The 15,633-nt window shown below is 67.3% G+C and carries 12 protein-coding genes and 1 pseudogene; 4 read left to right on the top strand and 9 right to left on the bottom strand.

Features of this window, described 5'->3' with window-relative positions; translation table 11 throughout:
* Nucleotides 1-69 precede the first annotated feature (69 nt).
* Nucleotides 70-585, top strand: a complete 516-nt coding sequence (locus tag ACFOMP_RS04695) for an MFS transporter (RefSeq protein WP_379028254.1) — start codon at nt 70-72, stop codon at nt 583-585.
* Here the strand turns inward: ACFOMP_RS04695 and arsH are convergent.
* The 4 genes from arsH to lipA all read right to left on the bottom strand — a co-directional run bounded on the left by arsH (nt 519) and on the right by lipA (nt 4,536).
* Entirely contained in the window at nt 519-1,226 is a 708-nt protein-coding gene (gene arsH, locus ACFOMP_RS04690) for an arsenical resistance protein ArsH (protein ID WP_379028193.1), read from the bottom strand. The two genes, ACFOMP_RS04695 and arsH, sit on opposite strands and share 67 nt — an antisense overlap.
* Nucleotides 1,223-1,582, bottom strand: a complete 360-nt coding sequence (locus ACFOMP_RS04685; protein ID WP_379028191.1) for an ArsR/SmtB family transcription factor — start codon at nt 1,580-1,582, stop codon at nt 1,223-1,225. Before ACFOMP_RS04685 ends, arsH begins: the two co-directional genes overlap by 4 nt.
* A 143-nt stretch (nt 1,583-1,725) precedes the next feature.
* Nucleotides 1,726-3,051, bottom strand: a complete 1,326-nt coding sequence (locus ACFOMP_RS04680; RefSeq protein ID WP_379028189.1) for an MFS transporter — start codon at nt 3,049-3,051, stop codon at nt 1,726-1,728.
* A 537-nt stretch (nt 3,052-3,588) separates the two neighbouring features.
* Entirely contained in the window at nt 3,589-4,536 is a 948-nt protein-coding gene (gene lipA / locus ACFOMP_RS04675) for a lipoyl synthase (protein ID WP_019351764.1), read from the bottom strand.
* A 142-nt stretch (nt 4,537-4,678) separates the two neighbouring features.
* Between lipA and ACFOMP_RS04670 the strand changes: the two genes are divergently transcribed.
* A complete protein-coding gene (locus ACFOMP_RS04670) occupies nt 4,679-5,227 on the top strand; it encodes a peroxiredoxin (protein ID WP_379028187.1) in 549 nt (182 codons plus the stop codon).
* A gap of 76 nt (nt 5,228-5,303) precedes the next feature.
* Here ACFOMP_RS04670 and ACFOMP_RS04665 read toward each other — a convergent pair.
* Nucleotides 5,304-6,474: pseudogene (locus ACFOMP_RS04665) on the bottom strand (DUF6456 domain-containing protein).
* A 213-nt stretch (nt 6,475-6,687) separates the two neighbouring features.
* Between ACFOMP_RS04665 and ACFOMP_RS04660 the strand changes: the two are divergent.
* Nucleotides 6,688-7,020: a DUF6477 family protein gene (locus ACFOMP_RS04660; protein ID WP_289893728.1), complete on the top strand. Its 333-nt coding sequence runs from the start codon at nt 6,688-6,690 to the stop codon at nt 7,018-7,020.
* On the opposite strand, the gene ACFOMP_RS04655 is transcribed toward ACFOMP_RS04660, so the two are convergent.
* A complete protein-coding gene (locus ACFOMP_RS04655) occupies nt 7,007-8,590 on the bottom strand; it encodes a helicase HerA-like domain-containing protein (RefSeq protein WP_379028185.1) in 1,584 nt (527 codons plus the stop codon). The two genes, ACFOMP_RS04660 and ACFOMP_RS04655, sit on opposite strands and share 14 nt — an antisense overlap.
* Nucleotides 8,591-9,095: 505 nt before the next feature.
* Here ACFOMP_RS04655 and ACFOMP_RS04650 point away from each other — a divergent pair.
* Nucleotides 9,096-9,857, top strand: a complete 762-nt coding sequence (locus ACFOMP_RS04650; RefSeq protein WP_379028183.1) for an invasion associated locus B family protein — start codon at nt 9,096-9,098, stop codon at nt 9,855-9,857.
* Nucleotides 9,858-9,932: 75 nt separating this feature from the next.
* Here the strand turns inward: ACFOMP_RS04650 and ACFOMP_RS04645 are convergent, their stop codons facing one another.
* The 3 genes from ACFOMP_RS04645 to ACFOMP_RS04635 form a co-directional block, all read right to left on the bottom strand.
* Nucleotides 9,933-11,477 carry a DegQ family serine endoprotease gene (locus tag ACFOMP_RS04645; RefSeq protein ID WP_379028181.1) on the bottom strand — a complete coding sequence of 515 codons (1,545 nt, stop codon included), beginning with the start codon at nt 11,475-11,477 and terminating at the stop codon, nt 9,933-9,935.
* A 211-nt stretch (nt 11,478-11,688) separates the two neighbouring features.
* Entirely contained in the window at nt 11,689-11,940 is a 252-nt protein-coding gene (locus ACFOMP_RS04640; protein WP_289893732.1) for a hypothetical protein, read from the bottom strand.
* A 61-nt stretch (nt 11,941-12,001) separates the two neighbouring features.
* Nucleotides 12,002-15,622, bottom strand: coding sequence for a vitamin B12-dependent ribonucleotide reductase (locus ACFOMP_RS04635; RefSeq protein ID WP_379028179.1), 3,621 nt, complete (start codon nt 15,620-15,622; stop codon nt 12,002-12,004).
* Nucleotides 15,623-15,633 lie beyond the last annotated feature (11 nt).

The following is a 15,633-nucleotide window of genomic DNA, read 5'->3' as shown; positions in this document are numbered from 1 at the left end:
GCAGCATGACCGGCAGGGCGCCGCAGCGATCAATGGGGGCCGCTCCGGCGGTTCGTCGCAGCAGGCGGGCTGACCAATCCGGAGGACAGGATAGTCAGCATCGCCTGGGCCTGGACGGCGTCGCTGCTGACGCGCGAGCCGGTGCTGATCGCCCTGGTTGCCGTGGGGCTGCGGCTTCCCTGGGTCCTGTTCGCGATACCGGCCGGGATCGTCACCGACAGGGCCGACCGGCGCAGGCTCATCCTCGGCATGGATGCGCTGCGGGCTGCGGCTTTCGGCGGCGCGGCCGTGGCGCCCTGGTCGGCCTTGCCGCTGGCCGCGCCGCCGCAGGTCGGGGTGTCCTCGACTCCCGCTTTCGTGGCGCTGATCCTTGCAGCCCTGACCGTTGGCGCGGCCGACCGCACCCTTCTGGGTGGCCGCAATAGGCATCCGGCGCCGGCAGGGCCAAAGATCCTGTCGCGGGACGCGAACTCGGCGCCCCGCCCAAGGCGGATGACCTTCGGAGAGACACCTCCGGATCAGGTTGCGGCCTTCAGGTTCATCCGTTCCTCGAGCTTCGCCGCGGCTTCCCTGCGCTCGCTGTAGCGGTCGGTCAGGAAGGCCGACAGGTCGCGGGTCAGCAGGGTGAACTTCACCAGTTCCTCCATCACGTCGACGATGCGGTCGTAATAGCTGGACGGCCGCATGCGGCCGGTCTCGTCGAACTCCTGATACGCCTTGGCGACCGAGGACTGGTTCGGGATGGTCAGCATCCGCATCCAGCGGCCCAGCACGCGCATCTGGTTCACCGCGTTGAAACTTTGCGAGCCGCCCGAAACCTGCATCACCGCCAGCGTCCGCCCCTGCGTCGGCCGGATCGCCCCCAGGGCCAGCGGGATCCAGTCGATCTGCGCCTTCATCACCCCGGTCATCGCGCCATGACGCTCCGGGCTGGTCCAGACCTGGCCTTCGGACCACAGGCACTGATCGCGCAATTCCTGCACCTTGGGGTGATCGGCCCCGGTATCCTCGGGCAGCGGCAGGCCGTGGGCATGAAATACCCGGGTCTCGCAGCCGAAATGCCGCAACAGGCGCTCGGCCTCCAGCGTGGCGAAGCGGCTGTAGGAGCGTTCGCGCAACGAGCCGTAAAGCAGCAGGATGCGCGGCGGATGGCTGGCACGCGGCAGTTCGGGGATCGCGGGCGCACGCAGGCAGTCGGGTGCCAGGTTCGGCAGGTCGGGGATCATGGGCGCGCCTCCTTCCGGGGGGTGCAGGCACAGGACAGTCCGGCCGCGACCGGCGCGCAGATGTCCGGGTGACCGTCGCAGCAGTCGCGCAGGAGAAACTCGATCAGCCCGGTCAGCGTCGGGAAGACGGCGCTGTAGATGATGAAGCGCCCCTCGCGCCGGGACCGGATCAGCCCGGCATGTTCGAGATGGGAGAGGTGAAACGACAACCCCGAGATGCTCGCGCCGCCGATGGCCTCGCCGATCGCGCCCGCCGCCATGCCCTCCGGCCCTGCCCTGACCAGCAACCGGACGATGCGCAGCCGGGTTTCCTGCGACAGCGCCGCGAAGCCGGCAAGGGCATGCTGCTCTTCCATGAAATCAACCCTTCAAGATGTATTGAAATATATGGGCGGCGGTCTGATGCTGTCAAGGCAACGCAGTCGGGTGCGATAGGATCTGCGGCCCGTCCTGCGCTGCGGGCCGCCTCGACGGTCATGGCCCGAACGGAGAGCCGCCGTCACCGCAAATGCTTGCCCTTCGTCTCTGGCGCCCAAAGGATCGACAGTATCAGCCCGAGCAGCGGGAAGCCCGCCATCATCACCAGCGTGGCCGAGAAGCCGAACTGCTGCAGCAGCCAGGGCAGAAGATAGGTCACCCCAGCGGCCGAGATCCGCGAAAAGGCCGCCGAGAAGCCGACGCCCGTCGCCCGCACATGCGTGTCGAAGATCTCGGGCGGATAGACGAACTGGATGTTGTTCGCGGCCGGGGCGACGAACATGTAGACCGCGAAAAGCGCGATGACCGCCCAGCCTGGCGCCTGCGGGAACAGCCCCAGCGCCAGGAAGGTCAGCAGCACGATGACGAAGGTCCAGATCACGAAGCCGCGCCGGCTCATCCAATGCAGCAGGAACACGCCGAACACCGCCCCGGCGATCTGGATGGCGTTCAGCGACATGTCCACCGCCGCGGCATCCTTCAGCCCCAGCGACTCGAGCACTGGCGCCATGAAGGTGAAGATGCCGAAGAACGGCCCGACCTGGCAGAACCAGAAAAAGCCGGAATAAAGCGTCTGCCGCCAGGTCTCGGCGGTGAACAGCTCGCGTGGCGATGCGTGCTTGGCGTTCAGATCGACGTCCGGGATGGCGTATTCCGCGCCGAAATGCCGCTCGACAATGGCCTGCGCCTCGGCGTCGCGGCCGCGTGCCTTCAGCCACATCGGCGTCTCGGGCAGGGTCATCCGCAGCGCGAAGGTGATCAGCGCCGGCACCCCGCTCGAAGCCAGCAGCATCCGCCAATTGTCGCCGTCGTAGAACGCGCCGACGATGAAGGCGACGGTGAAGCCCACCTGCCAGCCGATCGAGAAGCAGCCCAGCAGCACGCCGCGGCCCTTGCGGCGCGAGAATTCCGCCAGAACCGAGGAGCCCACGGCATATTCGACGCCGATGGCCAGCCCCAGCGCCAGCCGGATCGCCACCAATTGCCAGACATCCTGCACGACGACCTGCAGCAGCGACAGCAGGATGAAGGCCGCGAGGTTCCAGGCGAAGACGGGCCGCCGCCCGAAACGGTCCGCCAGATTGCCGAAGAACAGCCCGCCGATGAACACCCCGATCAGCGCGCTTGCGGCGATGAGACCCTGGCTGATCGCCGAAAGCTGCAGTTCCTGCTTGGCGATGGAAAGTGCCGGCCCGACGATGCCGAGGACATAGCCGTCAAGCGCCGCGCCGCCCAGGACGGCGGCGGTCGCGACGACATGGATGGGCTTGAGCGGCGCTTCGTCGATGAACAGCCGGCCGGAGGCGTCGCGAGTCGCGGCTGCGCCGGGCAAGATGGATATCGCCATGAAACATACCTTCCTGGGTTCAGAATCGGGCGTTCGCTGAAGGCTGGCGAAAGCTCCGCAATGCGTTGTCGTGGTGTCCATGGCCCTCCACCGACGGGCTCCTCCGCAGGTCCATGGCTCCCCGGCGGGCTTGCCGGGAAACCCCGGCGACGCGCCCCCTATCCTCCCCCGAATGCTCATCGACCTGGCCGACCCACCGACCGGACCGCGTGCCTCCGTGGTTTCGGCAGGTGCGATCCCGATCGGCCGGGCGGATGACCGGTCGTGTTGGCCCTGGATGTCTTGGCACCCGGACACGGGCTTATTTCCCCGATCGCCACTTTGCGGCAAACGAGAATATTCTGCTCAGTTGCATTAGAAATTCTAGCGCAGCCCGCCATCGGCCATGCGCGCCGGCGGAAGGCCCGGTGCCACGGGTTGCGGAGGCTGGGCTTTCAAATGAAATCCGCTCCGGCTGCCGTTTCCGGCGGCCGAAGCGGATCGTGGTTCCGGGGAAAGACCGGGCGCGAGGCGCCGGCCGTCCGTTTTTAGATCGCGTCAGGCGTGGCCCAGCTTTTCCAGCCGCGCCTGGCGCAGCCGGGCGAAATCGTCGCCGGCGTGATACGAGGACCGCGTCAGCGGCGTCGCAGACACCATCAGGAAGCCCTTGCCATAGGCGGCCTTTTCGTAGCCCTGGAACTCCTCGGGGGTGACGAAGCGGTCGACGCGGTGATGCTTGGGCGTCGGCTGCAGATACTGGCCGATGGTGATGAAGTCGATATCGGCGGCGCGCATGTCGTCCATGACCTGCAGCACGCCTTGCCGGTCCTCGCCCAGGCCGACCATGATCCCCGACTTGGTGAACATGGTCGGGTCCAGCTCCTTGACCTTTTGCAACAGCCGCAGCGAGTGGAAATAGCGCGCCCCGGGCCGCACGGTCGGGTAAAGCCCGGGCACGGTTTCCAGGTTGTGGTTGAAGACGTCGGGCCGCGCCTCGACCACGGTCTCCAGCGCGCCGGGCTTCGACTTCAGGAAGTCCGGGGTCAGCACCTCGATGGTGGATTTGGGCGAGCGGTGGCGGATGGCGCGGATGGTCTGGGCGAAATGCTCGGCCCCGCCGTCGTCCAGGTCGTCGCGGTCGACCGAGGTGATGACGACATGGTTCAGCCCCAGCTTCTGCACGGCATGGGCGACGCGGCCCGGCTCGAAGGTGTCCAGCGCATCGGGCCGGCCGGTCTGCACGTTGCAGAAGGAACAGCCGCGGGTGCAGATCTCGCCCATGATCATCATGGTGGCGTGGCCCTGGCTCCAGCATTCGCCGACGTTCGGGCAGCCCGCCTCTTCGCAGACGGTCGAAAGGCGGTGTTCGCGCAGCAGGTCGCGCGTGTCCTTGTAGCCCTGGCTGGTCGGCGCCTTGACACGAATCCAGTTCGGCTTTTTCGGCTGGGGCTGGTCGGGACGATGGGCCTTTTCGGGGTGGCGCAGAACCGGGGGCATATCCGCCATATCGGCATCCTTTGCTGGGGTCGCCCGAACTTAAGGGTTTTTCGGGGCTTGATCAACGCCAATGCAATGTGCATCTAGGGTCCGTCGATGCCGCGCCGCAGCATCGACCGAAAGGGAGGAGCGGATGACGAAAGGACCAATCATGAAACAAGGCGATCTGCTTCCCGACGTGACCTTCCAGACCCGCGTCCGCGACGAATCCGTCGGCGGGCCGAACCCCTATCGCTGGCAGCCGGTGACCACCGCCGACTATTTCAAGGGCAAGCGCGTGGTGCTGTTTTCGCTGCCGGGCGCCTTCACGCCCACCTGCTCGACCTACCAGCTGCCGGGCTTCGAGAAGGCCGCAGCCGAGATGGCCGAGCTTGGCATCGGCGCGATCTATTGCATGTCGGTCAACGACAGCTTCGTGATGAACCAGTGGGCCAAGGCCCAGAGCCTGCAGAACGTCAAGGTGATCCCCGATGGTTCGGGCGAGTTCACCGACAAGGTCGGCATGTTGGTGCGCAAGGACAATCTGGGCTTCGGCGCCCGCAGCTGGCGCTATGCCGCCGTCATCAACGACGGCCGCGTCGAGGCCTGGTTCGAGGAACCCGGCCGCTGCGACGACTGCCCCGAGGATCCCTATGGCGCCAGCTCGCCGGAATCGGTGCTGGAATGGCTGCGCGCCAATCCGGCCAAGGCCGCGGCCTGATCCGGACTGCCGGACATCGACAAGGGCGCCTGCCAGGCGCCCTTTTTTCATGGACCGGGATCGCGGACGCGCCTGTCTAGCCGATCAGCGGCGCGCCCGGGCCGTAGATCTGGCGATAGTGCTGTTCCAGGCGCATCAACCCCAGCCGCAGCACGATCTTGCCCGAGCGCGCCGACCAGCCCAGCCGGCGCTCGGTCATCTCGATCCCCTCGAGGAAGCAGCAGACCCGCAGGCACATGTCGCCCATGCCGGGGCCGAGTTCGCGCAGCGCCGCGGCGACGCGGTTGCGCGCCCCTTCCGAACCGCCACCATGACCGGACAGGAATGCCGGCGGTCAGGAACCGATCCCAGTTCTGGGCGATGCGCGGACCCATCTGCGCCAGCTCGAAATCCTCGCGCAGCCGCTCTCCGGCCGCCACCAGCTCCGGCGCCAGGAAAGGCCGCCCGTCCGGTTCCCGCCGCCGCGCCAGCATCAGCAGCGGGCTTTCGGCGATGTTGACCCGGGCGCGACGGCGGCGGCCGTCCTCGGGGTCGGTGATCTCGCGCTCGTCCCATTGCCGGTGGCGGTCGGCATGGCCGAAGCCGGCGGCTTCCTCGGCGCAGCCCATGGCTTCGGCCGCCGGCTCTGCGATCACCGGCGCGGCCATGACGAAATCCTCGCCCTGCGGCAGGGCATGACCGCGCCGCGCCGCCAGCATGGCGCGCAACGCCTCGCGCCCCGGACCCGAAAGCGCGTAGCGGCTGACCCGGCCCTGCCCCAGCAGCTGCACCCAGCCGCGGATCGCCATGTGCTCGGCCAGTTCGCGGTCCAGGATGGCGGTGCGGATCTCGTCCCGCACCACGATGGCCTTGTCCATGCCGTCGGCCACCACCATCTGCGCGCCGGGTTCGGCAAGCCGGCGCAGGATGCGGGCGATCTGCTTCGTGCCGACCCGCCCTGGCCCGGTCGCCGATCCATGGCCCGCCGCGCGCTCGATCGCCCGATCGACCAGCGGATCGTCGCGCCGCGACTCGAAGCGGCGGATGCGGCGCAGGATGGTCGAGGCGTGGCAGCCGGTCTCGCGCGCCAGCGCGCGGATCGACACGCCGCTTTCGACATGGCGCAGGTACAATGTCAGATCGCTGTCCTCGGTCTGCGGGGCCGGTGCGGGTTCGGGCCGATTGCAGGCCGCGACCCCGAAGCCGGCGGGCAGAGCGGCGATCGGGGCTTCCGGGGCGAAATCTCCCGTCAAAATCGTCATGGTCATTCCTTCGCTTCCTGCAGACAAGCGGACAGTGCTCGCCCATGGGTTGTTTCATGCCTCGTCAGACCGGCAGGGGTTCAGGCCGAGATGCAGCAATGATTGCTAAACAATTCCTAAGGATTCCTTGCCACGGCGCGCGCTGGTCGCCGGCTGGGCGCAACACACGCATCGGTTGTGCAAAATTTTCCGAAATCGAGGCAGAACGGGAAAATCGCCATGACGATGATGGGCAATGTGATCGCCTTCCAGCCACGCTGCGCGCAGCCGCGCCTGCGCCGGCCCCGGCTTCTGGCGCAGGCGGCGCGGCTGGGCCTGCCGGGCTGGAACCGCCGCCGCGACCTGCGCCGGGTGCTGAAATGCGAAGAACTGCCGGCGGCCGGCGCCGCCCTGCAGCGGCTGCATGCCGAGGAGGAGCAGCTGGACGCGATCCGGCGCGCGGGTGGCGCCGGCTATGACGTGCACCGCCACATCATGCTGCTGATCGCCATCCTGGCCGAGACGGCCGAGGTCGCGCCCCGGCCGGTCCCCAGCCCGCTTACTTGCCCCTGAACAGCGACCCCAGGACACCGCGCACCAGCGCCTGGCCGGTCTTGGTGCCAAGCTGGCGGGCCAGGCTCTTGCCGAAGGTCACGGCGATCGAGTCGCTGTTCGCACTGCGGCCGCCGCGTGCCCGGCTGGCGGGCTCGCGCGGGATCTGGACGCCCGGGTCGTAGCGCCGGGCCCGGGTGTATTCGCGATCCATCTTCCACAGATCCTCGTCCGCGCCCTTGGCCCCGGCATCGGCGCTGCCCGAGGCGGCGGTCTCGGCGCGGCGGGCCAGCAGTTCGGCCGCCGACTCGCGATCCAGCGTCTTGCCGTATTTCTGCGCCATGGACGAGGCGGCGTTGATCGCGGCGCGCTCGGCATCCGGGATCGGGCCGAGCTGCGACAGCGGCGGGCGGATCAGCGTGCGCTGCACGATGCCCGGCACGCCCTTGGCCTCCAGAAGCGAGGTCACCGCCTCGCCGGTGCCGACCGCCTGGATCGCCTCGGCAGTGTCGAAATCCGGGTTCGGCCGATAGTTCTGCGCCGCCAGCTTCAGCGCCTTCTGGTCCTTGGCGGTGAAGGCGCGCAGCGCGTGCTGCACCCGGTTGCCCAGCTGGCCCAGCACCGATTCCGGCAGGTCGGCCGGGTTCTGGCTGATGAACCACAGGCTGACGCCCTTGGAGCGGATCAGCCGCGCCACCTGCTCGATCTTGTCCACCAGCGCCGGCGGCGCGTCGTCGAACAACAGATGCGCCTCGTCGAAGAAGAAGGCGATCTTCGGCTTGTCCGGGTCGCCCACCTCGGGCAATTGCTCGAAAAGCTCGGACATCAGCCACAGCAGGAAGGTCGCGTAAAGCCGCGGCGCGTTCATCAGCTTCTCGGCCGACAGGATGTTGATCATGCCCTGCCCCGAGGCATCCAGCCGCATCATGTCCGCAAGCTCCAGCGCCGGCTCGCCGAACAGCAGGCCGCCGCCCTCGTTCTCAAGCACCATCAGCGCGCGCTGGATCGCACCCACCGAGGCGGTCGAGACATTGCCGTATTTCAGCGACAGCGCCTTGGCGTTCTGCCCGACCCAGACCAGCATGGCCTGCAGATCCTTCAGATCCAGCAGCGCCATCCCTTCCTCATCCGCGACGCGGAAGGCGATGTTCATCACCCCCTCCTGCGCATCGGTCAGCCCCATCAGCCGCGACAGCAGCAAGGGGCCCATCTCGGCCGGGGTGGTGCGGACCGGGTGGCCGCGCTCGCCCCAGATGTCCCAGAAGGTGACGGGAAAGGCCTGGTAATCCAGCGCCATGCCGATCTGCTCGGCGCGCTTCCGAAAGCTCTCGTGCAGCTTGCCCTCGGCCAGGCCCGGCTTGGCGATGCCGCCCAGGTCGCCCTTCACATCGGCCATGAAGACCGGGACGCCGGCGCGCGAGAACGATTCGGCCAGGGTCTGCAGGGTCACCGTCTTGCCGGTGCCGGTGGCGCCCGCGATCAGCCCGTGGCGGTTGGCGTATTTCAGCAGCAGGCTTTGCGGCTGCGCATGATCCGCACCGCCGCCGCCCAGGAAGACCGTCCCGGCCGCCAGATCGACGATTTCTGTCATTTTCCCTCCACGGATCGGCAAAAAAGCGCAAGTCTCGGACAAAAGGAGAATACAACCGTAACGATTTTGTGCCAGTCTGTTCCTGTCGGACCGCCGCCATCACGGACGGCCGACTTCCTCCCTGTTGGACTGCCGCGCCTCCGGGCGCGGCATTTTTTTGCCGGACTGCCTCTTTCATAATCCGATCACAGGCCGGTCATCACGATGTCACAATATGTCGATTAGGATAGTTGACGGACCCATTTCCTGGCTCTAGCTTTCCGCTCAATGATGACCGGCCAGTCCGGCAGGGAAGGTAAGCATGGGGATCCGGGGCGGCAGTCTTATGCCTCGGGTCCCTCTGCATTTCCGGGTTTCCGACCCTGCCGTCGACCCGGTTTCCGGCACGATCCTGCCCATTCCGGCGCGGCACGCAAAGGTGACGCCGCGCGATGCGATCCGCCCTGACAAGCCGCCAAGCCCGTGCTAGGAGCGGATCCGATGCATGGACCAAAGGAAGAGAACCATGGCCAATAGGACGTCCGCGGCATTGATCGCCGCCCTCTTCACCCTGGCTGGCACCGCCGGCAGCGTGATGGCGCAAGAGGCTGCCCAGACCCCGGCGCAGCCTGCCGCAGAAGCCCCAGCCAGCGAAGCTCCCGCCAGCGACACCCCGGCAACGGAAACCCCGGCAGCGCAAGCTCCGGCGGCCGCAGCCGCCCCCGCCGCCGATGGCGAGCCCAAGGTGGGCCAGCCTTATGCCAAGTCGACGCATGGCGACTGGACCCTGCGCTGCATGAAGACCGAAAGCGGCAAGGATCCCTGCGAGCTTTACCAGCTGCTCAAGGACCAGAACGATTCGCCGGTGGCCGAGGCCTCGGTCATCCCGATGACCGGCAATGTGCAGGCGGTGATCACCTTCATCGCGCCGCTGGAAACCGATCTGCAGGCCGGGCTGGGACTGCAGGTGGATGCCGCCAAGGAAGCGCGCTATCCTTTCATGCTCTGCGCCCAGGTCGGCTGCATCTCGCGCATCGGCCTGGCGGATGCCGAGCTCGGCCCGCTGAAAAAGGGCAACAAGGCCACGGTCTCGGTGCTGCCTTTCGGTGCGCCGAAAGAGCAGCTGGTCAAGCTGGACCTGTCGCTCAAGGGCTTCACCGCCGGCATGACCGCGCTGGCCGAGGCGAACAAGGATCTTGCCCCCGCCGCCCCGGCCGAAGCCCCCGCGGCAGCCGCCCCGGCCGAGGCCCCCGCGGCAGCTGCGCCGGCCGAGGCCCCCAAACAGTAAGCCCATAAGAAACGGGGCGCCGAACCGGCGCCCCGCTTGCTGCGGGCCGGGATTTCCCGGCCCTTTTTCATGGGCTCATTCCACCGGCAGGGCGACGAAGCGCGGCTCGCCGGCGCGGCGCACCATGATCAGGATCGACTTGCGGCCGGCATCGCGGGCTTCCTTCACCCGCGCCTCCAAATCGGCCAGCGTGGCGACGGGCTGCTGCCCGGCCTCGGTGATCAGGTCGCCGGGCGCCAGGCCCTTGTCGGCAGCGGCACCGGTCGGATCGACCGATTGCACCACCAGGCCCTGCGTCTCGCGCGCCACGCCCAGCTCGGCGGCAAGCTCGGGGGTCAGAGGCGCCAGGGCCATGCCCATCAGGTCGCTGGCGGTCTCTGCGGCGCTGTCCAGCTTGCCGCTGCCGGTGCCTTCGGCCAGTTCGCGCCGGCCCAGCGTCACCTTCAGCTCGACCGGCTTGCCGTCGCGCTGCACGGTCACGTCCACCGCCTCGCCCACCGGGGCGTCGGCCACCCGGCGGACTAGATCGCGCGGATCCTTGACCTCGCCGCCGTCGAAGCTGGTGATCACGTCGCCCGACTTCATTCCCGCCTCGGCCGCAGGCCCCGAGGGCACGTCGGTGACCATGGCGCCGCTGGCATCGACCAGCCCCAGCGAGTCGGCGATGTCCTGCGTCACCGGCTGGATCTTCACGCCCAGCCAGCCGCGCCGGGTCTCGCCATATTCCTCGAGCTGCCCGACCACCTTGCTGACGACGTTCGACGCCATCGAGAAGCCAATGCCGATCGAGCCGCCATTGGGCGACAGGATCGCGGTGTTCACCCCGATGACCTCGCCATCCATGTTGAACAGCGGCCCGCCCGAGTTGCCGCGGTTGATCGCCGCGTCGGTCTGGATGAAATCGTCATAGGTGCCCGACAACGCCCGGTTGCGGGCCGAGACGATGCCGGTTGAGGCCGAGAAGCCCTGCCCCAGCGGGTTCCCCAGCGCCAGCACCCAGTCGCCGACCCGCGCCTTGTCGCTGTCGCCGAACTTGACGAAGGGCAAGGGCTTGTCGCTTTCGACCTTCAGCACGGCGATGTCGGTCTTGTCGTCCTTGCCGATCACCTTGGCCGGCAGCGTCTTGCCCGAGAAGAACTCGACCTCGATCTCGTCGGCCCCCTCGATCACATGGTTGTTGGTGACGATCAGCCCCTCGGCCGAGACGACGAAACCGGACCCCAGCGCGTTCGAGCGCTGCTCGGCCATCGGGCCGCGGCCGAAGGGGCTGCCTTCGTCGCCCGGAAAGCCGGGAAAGCCGAATTCGCGGAACAGGTCGCTGAACGGGCTGCCTTCGGGCAGTTGCGGTCCGCGCACCAGCGGCGTCGCGACGGTCGCGGTCGTGGTGATGTTCACCACCGCCGGGCTGACCTGTTCGACCAGGTCGGCAAAGCTCTCCGGCATGACCTGCTCCTTGCGGGCCCGGCTTTCCGGCGCGGCAAGCGGCTGGTTCTCGTTGGCGGCTGCCTGCGCGGCCTCGGTGCCGGGGCTGGCGGCCTGCTGGGCGATGGCGGGCGAGAAGGCCATCAGCAGGGCAAGGCCCGAAGCGGTCAGAAGATGACGGGAAGAGGGTTTGTTCATGTGGATTCTCTCCTTCCATGCCGGGGCGGCTCTTACAGGCGCCACGGCAATATGCTCATGTTCAAGGGGATTTTCGAGCCCGTTGCAAATGAACCACGCTCGCAAAGGATGAACTGATCGTGACTTGCGGGCAATGCCGGTTCCGGCGCCGCAGATGAAAAAAAGTTCCGCGTCGGGGGACGCGGAACAGGCTCGTCGCAGCGATGATCCTTCAGTGCAGTCGCGCCGCCTCACCAGCGCAAAGCAGCGTGACCAGGGTCGAGGCGCCGCGCATCTCGATCCCTGCCACGTCCATCGGCCGGCGATCCAGGCCGCCGCCCAGCAGCTCGACCCGGCCCGCGCCGTGAAAGGCCGCATCCAGCAGCGACAGCACCGCATCGCCCCGCAACTCGGCCTCGACCCCGCCGGGGATCGGGTGGATGGCGGCGGGGATGATGCGCCGAACGCCGACGAGCAATTCCATGGTTTCGCCCTTTCCTTCGGGGACGGGTCCGGCCGCGCCATGCGCCCGGACCGCGTCCGGTTCAGCTGCAGCCGCTGGTCGCGCCGCAGGTGTTGCACTTCATGCAGGTGCCGTTGCGGACCAGCGTGTAATTGCCGCATTCGCCGCAGGGATCGCCCTCATAGCCCTGCATCCGGGCCTTGGCGCGCGCATCCAGGGTGACGACGCCCACCGCGGTCGCCGTGCCCTCGGCGGTCGAGACCGCCGCGACCGAGACCCCGGATTGCAGCGCCACCAGATCCTGCGGCAGCCGCTTGCGCAAATAGCCGGTCGAGCTGATCTGCCGCAGCATCTCCAGCGAACGCGAGGCGCCCTCACCCACCGGGGCGATGTTGGGCTGGCTTTCGCTCTCGCCGCCGCCCAGGTCGTCGAAGCGCGCGCCCTGCGGCTTCACATGCGCAAGGTCGGTGCGGTCCAGATAGCTGACCGCCAGTTCCCGGAACACATAATCCAGGATCGAGGTGGCGTTCTTGATGCTGTCATTGCCCTGCACCATGCCGGCCGGCTCGAAGCGGGTGAAGGTGAAGGCGTCGACGAACTCCTCCAGCGGCACACCGTATTGCAGGCCCACGGACACGGCGATGGCGAAATTGTTCATCATCGCCCGGAAGCCCGCGCCTTCCTTGTGCATGTCGATGAAGATCTCGCCCAGCTTGCCGTCGTCATATTCGCCGGTGCGCAGATAGACCTTGTGGCCGCCGATGATCGCCTTCTGGGTATAGCCCTTGCGGCGCTGCGGCAGCTTCTCGCGATGGCTGCGCACCGCCTCCTTGACGATGATCTTCTCGACCACCTTCTCGGCGATGACCGCGACCTTTTCCTGCACGCTGCCGGTGGCCAGGATCTCTTCGGCCTCCTCGTCGTCCTCGACCAGCGCCGAGGCCAGCGGCTGCGACAGCTTGGAGCCGTCGCGGTAAAGCGCATTGGCCTTGATGCCCAGCGACCAGCTCAGCTCATAGGCGGCCAAGGCATCGGCGATGCTGGCGCTGTTGGGCATGTTGATGGTCTTGGAGATCGCGCCCGAGATGAAGCTCTGCGCCGCCGCCATCATGCGGATATGGCTGTCCACCGACAGGTAGCGCGTGCCCTTCTTGCCGCAGGCATTGGCGCAGTCGAAGACCGGGTAATGCGCGGGGTCCAGATGCGGCGCCCCCTCCAGCGTCATGGTGCCGCAGACATGGTCGTTGGCCGCCTCGATCTGCGCCCGGGTGAAGCCCAGATGCCGCAGCAGGTCGAAGCCCGGATCGTTCAGCTTGTCGGCCGGAATGCCCAGGGTCTCGCGGCAGAAGGTCTCGCCCAGCGTCCACTGGTTGAAGACGAAGCGGATGTCGAAGGCCGAGGCCAGCGCCGCATCGACCTTTTCCAGCTCGCGCGGGCCGAAACCATGGCCGATCAGCGCGGCATGGTTGATGCCGGGGCAATTGCCAAGGCTGGCGTGGCCCACGGCATAGGCGATGATCTCCTCGATCTGCGCCGAGCCGTAGCCCATGGTCTCCAGCGCCGCCGGGACCGAGCGGTTGATGATCTTGAAATAGCCGCCGCCGGCCAGCTTCTTGAACTTCACCAGCGCGAAATCGGGCTCGATGCCGGTGGTGTCGCAATCCATCACCAGCCCGATGGTGCCGGTGGGCGCGATCACCGTCGCCTGGGCATTGCGGAAGCCATGCTCCTCGCCCAGGCTCAGCGCCTCGTCCCAGGCGCCCTGCGCCAGCGCCACCAGCCGCGGATCGGGGCAGTTCGCGGCGTCCAGCTCGACCGGGCGCACGTTCACCCCATCATAGGCGCCGGTGCCATGCGCCGCCGCACGGTGGTTGCGGATCACCCGCAGCATGTGGCGGGCGTTCTTCTTGTAGCCGGAGAACGGCCCCAGTTCGGCCGCCATCTCGGCCGAGGTGGCATAGGCCACGCCGGTCATGATCGCGGTCAGCGCCCCGCACAGCGCCCGGCCCTGCTCGCTGTCATAGCCCAGGCCCATGTTCATCAAAAGGCCGCCGATATTGGCATAGCCCAGACCCAGGGTGCGGAAATCGTAGCTGCGCTGCGCGATCTCCTTGCTGGGGAACTGCGCCATCAGCACCGAGATCTCCAGCGTGACGGTCCACAGCCGGCTGGCATGGACATAGCCGTCGGCGTCGAATTCCTTGCCATCCCAGAAGGTCAGCAGGTTCATCGACGCCAGGTTGCAGGCCGTGTCGTCCAGGAACATGTATTCGCTGCACGGATTGCTGGCGCGGATCGGCCCGTGTTCCGGGCAGGTATGCCAGGCGTTGATCGTGTCGTGGAACTGGATGCCCGGATCGGCGCAGGCCCAGGCGGCATGGCCGATCTGGTCCCAGAGCGCGCGCGCCGACACGGTCCTGGCCACCTTGCCGTCGGTGCGGCGCAGCAGCTCCCAGGGCAGATCGTCGCGGACCGCGCGCAGGAAGGTATCCGTCACGCGGACCGAGTTGTTGGAGTTCTGCCCCGAAACCGAGACATAGGCTTCCGAGTCCCAATCGGTATCATAGGTCGGGAACTCAATCGAATCAAAGCCCTGCCGGGCATATTGCAGAACCCGGTTGACATAGGTCTCCGGGATCATGCTGCGCTTGGCCGAACGGATCGCCGATTTCAACGCCGCGTTCCGGGCCGGGTCGGTGGCATCCTCGATGCTGCCGTCCCAGCCGCGGATCGCGGCGAAGATCTCGTTCAGCTTCCGTTCGTGCATCTTGGAGCCAGCCACCAGCGAGGCGACCTTCTGCTCTTCGATGACCTTCCAGTTGATGAACTGCTCGATGTCGGGGTGATCCATGTCGCAGATCACCATCTTTGCCGCGCGTCGGGTCGTTCCGCCCGATTTGATCGCGCCGGCTGCGCGGTCTCCGATCTTCAGGAAGCCCATGAGCCCCGAAGATTTGCCGCCGCCCGACAGTTTCTCGCCCTCCCCTCGAAGGGACGAAAAATTGGTGCCCGTGCCCGAGCCATATTTGAAAAGTCGCGCCTCGCGGACCCACAGGTCCATGATGCCGCCCTCGTTCACCAGGTCGTCGCTGACCGACTGGATGAAGCAGGCATGCGGCTGCGGATGCTCATAGGCGCTGTCCGACTTGACCAGCTTGCCGGTCCTGTAATCGACATGGAAATGGCCCTGCGACGGCCCGTCGATGCCATAGGCCCAATGCAGCCCGGTGTTGAACCATTGCGGGCTGTTCGGCGCCCCCATCTGCGCCGCCAGCATGAAGCGCATCTCGTCGTAATAGGCGCGGGCGTCTTCTTCGTTGGAAAAATACCCGCCCTTCCAGCCCCAATAGGCCCAGGCGCCGGCCAGCCGGTCAAAGACCTGCCGGGCGCTGGTCTCGCCGCCGAAGCGCGCCTCGTCGGGCAGCTGCGCCAGCGCCTCCTCGTCGGGGACCGAGCGCCACAGGAATTCCGGCACGCCCTTTTCCTTGACGCGCTTGAGCCGCGCCGGCACCCCGGCCTTGCGGAAATATTTCTGGGCGATCACGTCCGAGGCCACCTGGCTCCAGCCCTGCGGAACCTCCACCGCCTCGTTGCGGAACACGACCTTGCCGTCCGGGTTGCGGATCTCGCTGGTGGTGGTGATAAAGGAAAGCGCGCCATAGGCGCCGCTCTCGGCCGTGGTAAAGCGCCGTTCGATCCTCATGCCGGACTGTC

Source organism: Paracoccus simplex, from assembly GCF_042648325.1.
Lineage (GTDB): Bacteria > Pseudomonadota > Alphaproteobacteria > Rhodobacterales > Rhodobacteraceae > Paracoccus > Paracoccus simplex.
Note: the sequence above shows the minus strand (reverse complement) of the source record. Positions and strands in the feature narration are given on the sequence as shown.

Coding starts and splice junctions, on each gene's coding strand:
- arsH (WP_379028193.1), bottom strand. CDS start 1,226: ATGATCCCCGACCTGCCGAACCTGGCACCCGACTGCCTGCGTGCGCCC.
- ACFOMP_RS04685 (WP_379028191.1), bottom strand. CDS start 1,582: ATGGAAGAGCAGCATGCCCTTGCCGGCTTCGCGGCGCTGTCGCAGGAA.
- ACFOMP_RS04680 (WP_379028189.1), bottom strand. CDS start 3,051: ATGGCGATATCCATCTTGCCCGGCGCAGCCGCGACTCGCGACGCCTCC.
- lipA (WP_019351764.1), bottom strand. CDS start 4,536: ATGGCGGATATGCCCCCGGTTCTGCGCCACCCCGAAAAGGCCCATCGT.
- ACFOMP_RS04670 (WP_379028187.1), top strand. CDS start 4,679: ATGAAACAAGGCGATCTGCTTCCCGACGTGACCTTCCAGACCCGCGTC.
- ACFOMP_RS04660 (WP_289893728.1), top strand. CDS start 6,688: ATGACGATGATGGGCAATGTGATCGCCTTCCAGCCACGCTGCGCGCAG.
- ACFOMP_RS04655 (WP_379028185.1), bottom strand. CDS start 8,590: ATGACAGAAATCGTCGATCTGGCGGCCGGGACGGTCTTCCTGGGCGGC.
- ACFOMP_RS04650 (WP_379028183.1), top strand. CDS start 9,096: ATGGCCAATAGGACGTCCGCGGCATTGATCGCCGCCCTCTTCACCCTG.
- ACFOMP_RS04645 (WP_379028181.1), bottom strand. CDS start 11,477: ATGAACAAACCCTCTTCCCGTCATCTTCTGACCGCTTCGGGCCTTGCC.
- ACFOMP_RS04640 (WP_289893732.1), bottom strand. CDS start 11,940: ATGGAATTGCTCGTCGGCGTTCGGCGCATCATCCCCGCCGCCATCCAC.
- ACFOMP_RS04635 (WP_379028179.1), bottom strand. CDS start 15,622: ATGAGGATCGAACGGCGCTTTACCACGGCCGAGAGCGGCGCCTATGGC.